We start from the raw sequence: 11816 nt of genomic DNA on the forward strand, positions 1-11816 counted from the left end.
ATGCCGTTTATTAATGAAGAAAATTAAAAATTAATGTTTCAGCAATGGAGGAAAAACAAATGACCATAGAGCAAAAGCTGGGGATAAAGGTACCTGAGGTCTTGTTACCAGACAATAAGGTAAACATGAGAAAATGGGCAGTAATAGCCTGCGACCAATATACTTCTAATTTGGAATATTGGAGAGAAGTGTCGCATATTGTAGGAAGTGCTCCTTCCGTTTTACACATGATTTTACCAGAAGCATACTTGGACGCTAGTGACAGAGATGACAGGATCGCACATGCCAAAACAGTTATGAAGCAGTATATAGAAGACGAAGTTTTGGTTCAGCTACCAAGAGGCATAATATTAGTTGAGCGTCAGACATCTGTAGGCAAAAGAAAAGGGCTGATGTTTTGTGTTGATTTGGAGGAATATGATTTTAAACCGAAAAATAAAAGTTTGATACGTGCTACAGAAAATACCGTTATTGAAAGAATACCGCCGAGAATGGATTTAAGGCGCAGTGCGGTACTGGAAAGTTCGCATATAATTTTATTGATGAACGATGAAGAAGACAGTGTAATCGGCCCGGTTTACCGCAAAAAAGAATCCTTATATAGTTTGTACAAATTTGAATTGATGCAAACAGGCGGGCAGGTAAGCGGCTGGTTTATAGACAACGAAGAAGAGATAAATGAAATTTTAGAATCTATTCTTAATTTAAAGAAAAATGACAAAATGCTTTTTGCGGTTGGCGACGGGAACCATTCTTTGGCAACGGCTAAGGCTATTTGGGACGAGGCTAAAGAAGATTTAAGCGAAGAAGAAAAAAAAGACCATCCTCTTAGATACGCGCTTGTTGAGATAGTTAACTTATATGACCCGGGCATTAGTTTTGAGCCCATTCACAGGGTCGTATTTAATGTAGAACCATCCAGGCTTATCGTTGATTTAATGGAGATACTTAAATCAAAAGGATACAACACTAAAGTTATCTATTCCAGGATGAAGGGCGAATCGACAGATAAGATGCAGGTAATTAATTTTGTTACGAAGGAGTCTACCGGGCGAATAGAAATACTAAATCCGAAATTTGAAAATGAGATAGAAACACTGCAAGACATACTAGACGATTATATGGCTAAAAATGATAAGGTTAAGCTTGATTACATCCATGGAGAAGAAGCGTTTGATAGCCTGTCAAGGCAATATGATTGCATTGGATTTATAATGCCTGCGCTTAACAAGGATAAGTTATTTGACATAGTTGAAAAAAACGGCCTGCTGCCGCAAAAATCATTTTCCTTAGGAGAGCCTAATGAGAAGCGTTACTATATAGAATGTAGGCTTATAGTTCCAGCTACTCAAAAGCAGACAGAAGAAGTCGCTGTTGAGGAAAAAGCTATTAAAGAAAATATCAAACTAGAAGAAAAAGAAGCTATGGCATTTGAGGAAACTGCGGAAATCGAAGCTCCCAAAGGGGAAAAAGCAAAAGCCAAAAAGAAAAAGGCAAAAGTACAAGAGGCAAAGGTAGAAGAGATACAAGAAGAGGCAATAGCAGAGGAAAATAAAACTGATAACGAAGTAAAACCTATTATAGAAGAGATAGAAATCGAGGAAGTTTTATTAAAGGGAAGAAAAGAAAAGACGAAGAAGGCAGCAGCAAAAAAGCCTAAGAAAGAAAAAAATATAGAGATAGAGTTTATATCCGAATAATAGGGCAGTGATATAAAGGGAGTTGTTATATGGCAGCAGTTGTTGCAAAGTTTGGCGGAACGTCTCTTGCAGATGCAAAACAATTTAAAAAAGTTAAAGATATAATTATGTCTGATCCGGACAGAAAATATGTAGTTCCGTCTGCACCGGGCAAGAGATTCAGTGACGATACAAAAGTTACTGATTTGCTTTATTCGCTTTACGCTAAAAGAAATGACGGAAAAACAGAATTCGAAGATGTATACAAAAAGATTTTTACACGTTTTTGTGAACTTAGGGACGATTTAGATTTAAGTATTAAAATTGAGGATCATATTGAAAAGATAAAAAATGATATACTTGATGGCGAATCGGAGGATTATGCTGCTTCCAGAGGCGAGTACTTAAGCGGGGTAATCTTAGCTGAATATTTAGGCTACGAATTTGTAGACCCTAAAGATTATATCTTTTTTGACGAGAACGGAGTTTTTCAAGAAGAAGAGACGAAAACGGTATTCCGTGGGAAATTAAAGAATGTTAAAAATGCCGTTATACCTGGATTTTACGGTTCAACTCCAAGTGGCAGTATTAAGACTTTTTCGCGTGGAGGATCAGATATAACGGGAGCTATCGTTGCAAGGACCGTAAGGGCCAGGCTTTATGAGAACTGGACAGACGTATCTGGTTTTATGATGGCAGACCCGCGTATAGTTAAAGATCCTAAAATAATTAAAACTATTACATACCGCGAACTTCGCGAGCTTGCATATATGGGAGCCACAGTTATACACGAAGACTGTATCTTTCCTGTGTTTACTGCGGGGATATCTATTAACGTAAAGAACACCAATGCGCCGGAAGAAGAAGGCACAATGATAATACCCGATATGTCTAAAAGTAAGGAAGCAGATATAATAACCGGTATTGCAGGAAAGAAGAACTTTACTGTAATAGCTATAGAAAAAAACAAAATGAATTACGAGCTTGGATTTGGCAGAAGGATTTTAAGGGTTATAGAAAAAAACGAGATAAACTTCGAACATATGCCAACGGGAATAGATACGCTTTCTTTAGTAGTTGAAACGGATAAGATAAACGGGAAGAAACAAAAGATAATAGATGACATCTTTAAAGAATGCGAACCGGATTCCATAGAGATATTTGACAACTTAGCTTTGATAGCTACTGTAGGCCGCGGAATGATAAGAAATGTCGGTATTGCGGCAAAGCTGTTTGCAGCGCTTAGTGATGCTAATATAAACGTAAGGATGATAGACCAGGGTTCAAGCGAGCTAAACATTATAGTCGGAGTGGAGAATGACGATTTTGCAAAGGCGGTAAACGCTATTTACAAAGCATTCGTTTAGGAAACAAAAATCATGATTTTTAAGTCGGTTACAGCTGTTATATCGGTCTTTTTTATGATCGGTATCGGCGTACTAGCTGCAAAACTTAAGTGGGTCAATAAAGAAGTAGCTAATTTTATCCCGAAAATAATAATAAACGTATCTCTGCCCTGCCAGTTGATAGTTACGTTTTCAACGGAATTTACAAAGGAACAATTATCTACTGCATGGGTTTACGTAGCAGCGGGGATTGCAGCTTCTCTAGCCGGCATCTTAATAGCTTATATAGTAGCATTATTAATAAAAATACCTAAAAGCAGGCGCGGGGTCTTTTGCGTACTGTTTGCGCTTTCAAATTCTGTATTTATCGGGTTCCCGGTAGCGTCTGCTATTTTTGGAAATCCGGGAATGCAGTATGCCTCTTTCTTTTATATAGCGAATACGACGTGTTTTTGGACATTCGGTTATGCTATGATAACGAACGACGCAGAAGTAATACACGGGGAAACGCAAAGCCTTAGGCCTTTAGACAGGGTCAAGAAAATTTTATCCATACCTATTTTAACGTTAATAGCAAGTTTTATACTGATACTGTTAAACGTTTCAATACCTGAATTGATAACAAATACGGCGGGATATTTAGGCGGACTTACAACGCCATTGTCCACGCTGTTTTTAGGATATACCCTATATAACATGGGCAAAAAGATGTTTAAGTATGACAAAGGCATGATATCATATATTATAGGGCGGTTTCCCGTATCTTTTATGCTTATGTATTTAAGTTGTTTGGTATTTGGGATAGAGGGGCTTGCCAGGAATGTGCTTTTGACGCAGATGTCCCTTCCTGCTATGATACAAACCGTAGTTACCAGCGAATATGTAGGCGCGGACAGCGATTATGCGGCACGAGGCCTTGCAATAACCACGTTGCTTTCGCTTTTTACGATACCGCTGTTTAGCTTTTTAGGTTCTTGAAAAAAGTATAAAAAAATTTTTATATATTAGGAGAAATGTAAGATGTCAGGGGTAAAGAGAATATACGTTGAAAAAAGAGAAGGATTTGACATTGAGGCGGATGCGTTTTTTGCCGACTTAAAGGAGAACTTAGGTATTTCAGGGCTTAAAAAAGTCCGCATTTTAAACCGGTATGACATTGAAGGCCTTGAAGAGGAAGATTTTGAGCGCACCCTTAATACAGTATTTTCAGAACCAGCGGTAGATGCCGTTTACAAAGAGACTTTTGAGACAAAGATAGGGGATATATATTTCGGTGTCGAGTATCTGCCGGGGCAGTACGACCAGCGTGCGGACAGCGCTGCACAGTGCGTACAGCTGTTGACGCTAAAGGAGCGCCCGATAGTCAAGACTGCTAAAATATTCGTTTTATCCGGAAAAGTACGCGACGAAGAACTTGAAAAAATAAAGAAGTATGCGATTAACCCCGTCGATTCTATGCTGTCCTCATTTGAAAAGCCAAATACTTTAAGTATGGAACTTGAGGTGCCGACGGGCGTTGAAACTATAGACGAATTTATAAGCTTTAGCGAAGACGAGCTTGAAAAATTCAGGCTTGATATGGGCTTTGCAATGAGCCATGCGGATATATTGTTTGTTCAGGATTATTTTAAAAGCGAAAAAAGAGCGCCTACTATTACAGAATTAAGGGTAATAGATACCTATTGGTCCGACCACTGCCGCCACACTACATTTTTAACGCGTATTAAAGATGTTGAGTTTGAAGACAGCAAAATGGCAGCCAGGGTTAAAAAGGCATATGAAGAGTATCTTGAGTCCCGTAAATTTGTTTACGGAGACAGAAAAAAAGATATAAATTTGATGGACTTAGCTACAATATATACTAAAGAGGCAAAAAAGAAAGGGCTTTTATCCGGATTAGATGAATCCGATGAGATAAACGCCTGCACGATAAAGGAAAAAGTATCAGTTGATAATAGGCAAGAAGATTATCTGATACTGTTTAAAAACGAGACACACAACCATCCAACGGAAATAGAGCCGTTCGGCGGAGCAGCGACCTGCCTTGGCGGAGCGATAAGGGACCCTCTTTCCGGCCGTGCATATGTCTACCAGGCTATGCGTGTCACCGGCGCAGGAGACCCGCTTCAAAGTGTAGCAGATACGCTTGAGGCAAAGCTACCCCAGAAGAAGATAACGCAGGGTGCGGCCCTCGGGTATTCTTCTTATGGAAACCAGATAGGCCTGGCTACCGGCTTGGTAGATGAGATATACCACCCAGGCTATATAGCCAAAAGGATGGAAATAGGTGCGGTAATTGCTGCCGCCCCTGCTAAAAACGTAATAAGGAAGCAGCCAAGACCCGGGGACATAATATTGCTTTTAGGCGGAAGGACAGGTAGAGACGGCTGCGGAGGCGCAACTGGGTCCAGTAAGGCGCACAACAAAAAATCCATAGTGACATGCGGTGCCGAAGTTCAAAAGGGCAATCCGCTTATAGAAAGAAAGCTGCAGCGGTTATTCAGGGACGAGGAGTTTTCCCGCCTGGTGCTTCGCTGTAACGACTTTGGCGCAGGCGGAGTATGTGTAGCTATCGGTGAACTGGCACCGGGGCTGGAAGTTAATTTAAATGCCGTGCCTAAAAAATATGAAGGGCTTTCGGGGACAGAGCTTGCGATATCCGAATCACAGGAGAGAATGGCAGTTGTTATAAGCCCCGAAAATGTAGATAAGGCATTAGACAAGGCAAAAGAAGAAAATTTAGAGGCAACAGTCGTTGCTGAAGTTACAGATGATAAGAGAATGAAGCTTTTCTTTAACGGAAAGGCAATAGTTGATATATCAAGGGAATTTTTAGATTCAAACGGAGCGACACAGGTATCTGAGGCTTACGTAGGCAATTTAAAAGAAGATGTATTTGCCGAAAAAGAAACCGGTAATTTAGGGAGTATATTAAAAAGCCTTTTAAACGACCTAAACATATGTTCTAAAAAAGGCCTTTCAGAAAGGTTTGACTCGACAATAGGGGCGTCTTCAGTTTTAATGCCGTTTGGCGGAAAGCACCAGGCCACGCCTACCCAAAGTATGGCAGCTAAAGTTCCGGTTGAAGAGGGAGACAGCAAGACAGCGACCATAATGGCCTATGGGTTTGACCCGTATCTTTGCGAGGCAAATGAATTTTTAGGTGCAGTATACTCTATTGTGCTTTCTGTTGCTAAATCTGTCGCTTCGGGCGGCAATATAGACAAGATGTGGCTTACACTTCAGGAGTATTTCCAGACGATGGGAACAGACCCGAAACATTGGGGCAAGCCCCTAACAGCGCTTTTAGGTGCATATACGGCACAAAAGGGGCTAAAGGTGGCGGCTATAGGCGGGAAAGATTCTATGTCCGGCAGTTTTATTAATATGCATGTTCCTTCTACATTGGTATCTTTTTCAGTCTGTGCACAAGATGCAGACACTATCATATCAAATGAGTTTAAAAAGCCAGGCAGCAATATTTACCTTCTAAGCATTGAAAGGGACGGATTCGGCCTTCCTGAATTTGAAGATGTAAGAAAAAAATATGCGATATTAAGTGAGTATATAAAAGATAAAAAAATCCTATCTGCGTATGCTGTTGAAAGAGGCGGGATATTGGCCGCCGTATCTAAGATGGCGTTTGGTAATAAAATTGGCGTTTCAATAGATAATGGTATTGCAAAAGAGAAGCTTTTAAGCAAGAGCTATGGGGATATAATCATAGAATCAGATGAGGAACTGCCCGAGTTTGAAAAGATAGGGAATACGGTTAAAGAGTTCACCTTATCTGCGATAAACGAGAAAGCTGATTTAAATGAAGCTTACATTGCATTTTCAACAAAGTTAGATCCTATTTTCCCGCATAAAGCAGCTTTTAAAGAAGAAAAAAATATCAAGATACCGCTTTATAAAAAGAGGAGTAAGACAACAAGGCAGGCTGCTTTTGCCCGCCCCAGGGTTATAATCCCGGTATTTCCGGGCACCAACTGCGAGTACGACACTGCAGCAGCATTTAAGCGCGTCGGAGCAGACGCACATGTGCTGGTAATAAAGAATTTGACTCCGCAGGATATCGAAGAGAGCATTATTAAACTAAAGGATGAAATAAGCAAGTCACAGATAGTGATGATACCAGGAGGGTTCTCCGGCGGTGATGAGCCGGACGGCTCAGGCAAGTTTATTACTGCTGTCTTTAGAAATCCCAGTATATCCGATGCGATAAACGACCTTATGGAAGTTAGAGACGGGCTTATGCTTGGGATATGCAATGGCTTCCAGGCGCTTATCAAGTTAGGCCTTGTTCCTTACGGCAAGATAGTTAATATGCGGGAAGACAGCCCGACTTTAACATATAATACGATAGGCAGGCACGTTTCTTCTATAATCAATACAAAAGTCGTTTCAGTTAAGTCTCCCTGGCTTTTAAATGCCCAAATAGGAGAAATACATAGTGTGGCGGTATCCCACGGCGAAGGAAGGTTCGTGGCTACAGAAAAAGAGATAGCTAAATTGATAAAAAACGGCCAGGTTGCCACACAGTATGTAGACCTTAACGGGAACCCAACTATGGAGTCTCCCTATAATCCAAACGGGTCTTTTTATGCAATAGAAGGAATAACAAGCCCAGACGGCAGGATTTTAGGGAAGATGGCGCACAGCGAGAGAAGCACTGAAAATACTTATAAAAATATCTTTGGGAATCAAAATCAAAAGATTTTTGAATCCGGGGTTAAATATTTTAAATAAAAATTTTACGGGCGGCTTTAAGCCGCCCGTAATTTAACTTTAAAAATTTATTGCAAATACGTATTAATTACGTTATAATTCAAAAGGCAAGCGCTGATGTAGCTCAGGAGGTAGAGCACTTCCTTGGTAAGGAAGAGGTCCCGGGTTCGAGTCCCGGCATCAGCTCCAGCGAAAAATCCCTTACCATAAACGGCAAGGGATTTTTTATTTTACTTTTGAATATTATTTAGATAGAATTCACATATATTTAGACCAAAGCAAAATATTGACAATTTGTTTTATATAACATATGATGAAATCAAATTTATAACGAAAATCTAATTTTAGGGGGTAGTGTATCTATGGAAGAAAAATCTGATCTTAAAGAAGAAAAAACCGAATGTGAAGAGAAACCGAACAAGTGTGTTATAAAAAATATAGATAACCATTCAGGTGGTGCTATATACGGGATAGGCTTTATAGGTGCAGTTATATATTACATTTCAACAGCAACTACTTTTTGGATAGGCGTTTTAGGTATCCTTAAAGCTATTGTATGGCCGGCTTTTCTCGTTTACGAAGCATTTAAATTTTTAGCACAGTAGGTATTTAAACAGATTGACTTAAAATTATATTTATGGTATCCTTTTGAAGTAAACAGTTAACCATGAAGGTAAGCAAAAGATTAAAATCAAACGATAAGTACAAAAACAACAATTACATATTTTAAAAGACTAACCATGAAGGTATGTCGTATGAAACGGCAAATTTTCATGGTTTTTTATTTGCTTTTCAAGGAGGAAGAACTATTAAATGGACAAAGAACTGTGGGAAAGGTCGGTTAAGTTTCATGGCCATGAGTGCCCTGGCCTGGCAATAGGCGTGCGGGCATGCGAGGCAGCGATGGAAAAGATAGGAGTAAAATTTGCACCGGATGAAGAGGTAGTGTGTGTTACGGAAAACGATGCTTGCGGTGTAGATGCGGTACAGGTCATCACAGGATGCACTATGGGAAAAGGCAACCTTATTTACCATGACACAGGGAAAATGGCTTTCAGCTTTTTTGACCGCACAAACGGGAACAGCATAAGGGTTGTCTTAAAACCAAACACAAGCGGAATGGACAGAAAGCAGCGCCAGGAATTTATTTTAAACGCACCTGTCAACCAAGTTTTTGATTTTACCGAGACAAAGTTTGATCCGCCGAAAAAAGCCCGTCTATTTAATAATGTAATTTGTTATAACTGCGGAGAAAGTATGCCAGAGCATAAGGCGAGGATACAAAACGGCAAGATAGTTTGCCTTGATTGTTTTGAAGAATATTCAAGAGGATGGAAATAAGGCTATTTAATTACGATAATTAAGGGGAAACCCTTTAAAGTTTAATAAAGTGTGGCTACTCATTATTCTTAAAACCTTATTATATGGTTGTTTCATGTTGATAAAAGTGGAGAAATTTCTCCACTTTTATCGTATAATCAAAAGATATTTTCAAGATCAAACAATATTATTGAAAAAGCCCTAAAAATCGTATAAAATATTTTTGTAGATATTTCCTATAATTTTGGAGGTCAATGTGGATTTAAATGCTATTTTGTATGTAATCGTAGATTATGCGATATTGTTGTTTGAATATATCGGCGTGGGTGTTTTGATAAAATCCGGCATCGTAGCCTTGATAAACCTTTTCAGGCGTAAACCAGGCACACGCCTTGGCCTGGCCAAAGGAATGGCGATGGCGCTTGAGTTTAAACTTGGAAGCGAAATTTTAAGGACCGTGGTTTTGCGTAACTGGGATGATTTATTAATAGCAGCAGGAATAATCGTTTTAAGAGCCGCGCTTACATTTTTGATCCATTGGGAAATTACAAAGGAAGAAGCAAATTGCGTTTCAAAAGAAAGCGAGATTTAATAGCTAAAATAATTAATCTAAATTTGAAAGGACATTGTTTCGGCAATGCCTTTTAGTTTATAAAGACAAAATAGTTGCGTTAATAAAATTTTTACAAATCCTGAAAATCAAGTGATACAGCCAAATTTAAGTATATATCAATACTTCTTGTTGGGAAGATATGTTTTTTGTGTATACAAATTAAAATTAATGTTATATAATCTAAGTAATAAAATTGTAACATATATAAATAAAATTGTAACATTTATCAAATAATAAGATAGGGGCCTGAAAGGAATACTCATCTATGAATAGGTATATGAAAAAGATAAAGCTAAAATATAAGAATATTTTAAAAAATATAGCTAGACGGCTTAAGCAAAGGGAACTTAAGCGGCAAAATAAAGCTAATATTAAAAGTAAAAGAAGGGTAACTAAAAAAACCAACTTTATCTTAAAAACTACAATATCAAAAACAAAGAATGCCTTTAGTTTATTTGCGGCGAAAATAAAAAACATTATAAAATTACTGGCTATAAAACTCAAACTCAAGGGTAGAAGTGTTCAAGAAGAAGGAAGCGAACAGTCTTTACTCAGATCAAAAAAATTTAAATATAACTTTAATTCATGGATAAGAAGCAAGCGAGGGTTAATAAGCATTGGTGTAGCAGTTCTGATTATCGTTACACCGATAGTTATGGTATACGCATTCGGGAATAAAAATGGTGAGGATCAGGCTGCAACCAGTAGTACCGATGATACCCAAGATACAGCCAGTAACGAGATAACTTTAAATGATATGTTTTACGGGGTAGATACGCTTTCTGTTATAAGCACTGCTGTAGAAATAGACAGAGAAGATATAAAACCAGGTATAACATCTCCATATGTTGCTGAGTTACAGGAAAAACTGATGGAACTTGGATATATGGAACCTGATGAACCGACAGAATACTATGGTCCCGTCACCAAACAGTCAGTTATACTGTTTCAGCGTGAACACGACCTTACTATGGATGGTTGTGCCGGTGAAAAGACTTGGGAAATACTTCTTTCGGGGAATGCAAAACCCTATACAGTATCTATTGGTGATCAGGGAACAGACGTTTCAGAATTACAGAGCAGGCTAAGAGAACTTGGATATATGGATACTGTAAATGGGAACTTTGGAACGGAAACTGAGACGGCCGTAAAGAATTTCCAGGAGAAAAACGGGCTATCTGCAGATGGAAAAATAGGAGAGCAGACAAGAGAAGCGCTTTATTCGGAAAACGCTAAAGCATATTCTATTTCATATGGGGAAGAGAGCGAATTAGTAAAAACATACCAGCAGAGGCTTAAAACTTTAGGGTATTTAACGACAACGCCAGATGGTAAGTTTGGTGAAGATACAGTTGAGGCGGTTAAAAACTTCCAGTCTGATAACGGGTTGATTGCCGATGGATATATAGGGCCTACAACTAAAGAATTACTTATGTCTGATAACGCAGAAGCAAACGTACTTAAACTGGGAGACAGAGGAGATACAGTTACTAAAGTACAAAAGAAATTAAACAGCTTAAGTTATTTGAGCAGCAAAAACGTAACTGGATATTATGGGTCTATAACCGAGAGTGCAGTTAAAGCATTCCAGAAGAGAAATTCACTTAGTGCAGACGGAAAAGTTGGCGCAAAAACTATGACAGCGCTGTTCTCTGGTTCAGCCAAGAAGGCTTCTTCAGGAAGTTCGTCTTCAGCCGCATCTGCTGATACATCTAAGGTAAATCAGTTAATAAGCATCGCAAAGTCCAAACTTAATTGCAGATATGTTTGGGGTGCAAAGGGACCAAGTACATTTGACTGCTCCGGATATGTATACTGGTGCTTAAATCAAATAGGATTAAGACAAGGATATTTAACTTCTTATGGATGGAGAAGCGTATCAAAGTATCCTAAGATTACTAGCTTTAGCAGTATAAAAGCTGGAGACATAATAGTCTTTAACGGCCACGTTGGCCTGGCAATCGGCGGAGGGAAGATGATTAATGCATCGTCTAGCAAAGGCAAGGTGGTAATCTCATCCCTTGGGCAGACATATTGGAAAACGCATTTCATTTGTGCGTACCGTGTACTGTAAGATAAAAGATATTTTTTAAGAGGCAATTCATTGCCTCTTTTTTTTGGCCGTGTTAT

The 11816-nt window shown here is 38.9% G+C and carries 8 protein-coding genes and 1 tRNA gene; all 9 read left to right on the top strand.

The genetic code is table 11. From position 1 onward, the window contains the following. Positions 1-59 precede the first annotated feature (59 nt). The 9 genes from R2876_07190 (at position 60) to R2876_07230 (ending at position 11760) form a co-directional block, all read left to right on the top strand. The gene (locus tag R2876_07190; GenBank protein MEZ4358384.1) at positions 60-1700 is read left to right on the top strand and encodes a DUF1015 domain-containing protein; all 1641 of its coding nucleotides are present in this window, start codon (positions 60-62) and stop codon (positions 1698-1700) included. Between the two features lie 29 nt (positions 1701-1729). After that, the gene (locus R2876_07195; protein MEZ4358385.1) at positions 1730-3046 is read left to right on the top strand and encodes an aspartate kinase; all 1317 of its coding nucleotides are present in this window, start codon (positions 1730-1732) and stop codon (positions 3044-3046) included. A gap of 12 nt (positions 3047-3058) precedes the next feature. Then, positions 3059-4003 (top strand): AEC family transporter, encoded by a 945-nt coding sequence (locus R2876_07200; GenBank protein ID MEZ4358386.1) that lies wholly within the window; start codon positions 3059-3061, stop codon positions 4001-4003. Between the two features lie 42 nt (positions 4004-4045). Continuing rightward, positions 4046-7774 carry a phosphoribosylformylglycinamidine synthase gene (locus tag R2876_07205; protein ID MEZ4358387.1) on the top strand — a complete coding sequence of 1243 codons (3729 nt, stop codon included), beginning with the start codon at positions 4046-4048 and terminating at the stop codon, positions 7772-7774. A gap of 92 nt (positions 7775-7866) precedes the next feature. Beyond that, a tRNA-Thr gene (locus tag R2876_07210) sits at positions 7867-7942 on the top strand. 173 nt (positions 7943-8115) lie between these two features. Further along, complete coding sequence (locus tag R2876_07215; GenBank protein MEZ4358388.1) at positions 8116-8358, top strand: hypothetical protein; 243 nt, start codon at positions 8116-8118, stop codon at positions 8356-8358. 208 nt (positions 8359-8566) lie between these two features. Then, entirely contained in the window at positions 8567-9094 is a 528-nt protein-coding gene (locus R2876_07220) for an FmdE family protein (GenBank protein ID MEZ4358389.1), read from the top strand. A 235-nt stretch (positions 9095-9329) separates the two neighbouring features. Then, complete coding sequence (locus tag R2876_07225) at positions 9330-9665, top strand: DUF1622 domain-containing protein (GenBank protein MEZ4358390.1); 336 nt, start codon at positions 9330-9332, stop codon at positions 9663-9665. A 286-nt stretch (positions 9666-9951) separates the two neighbouring features. After that, positions 9952-11760: a peptidoglycan-binding protein gene (locus R2876_07230; protein ID MEZ4358391.1), complete on the top strand. Its 1809-nt coding sequence runs from the start codon at positions 9952-9954 to the stop codon at positions 11758-11760. Positions 11761-11816: the final 56 nt, after the last annotated feature.

Source organism: Eubacteriales bacterium (genome assembly GCA_041390245.1).
Taxonomy (GTDB): domain Bacteria; phylum Bacillota; class Clostridia; order Christensenellales; family JAWKQI01; genus JAWKQI01.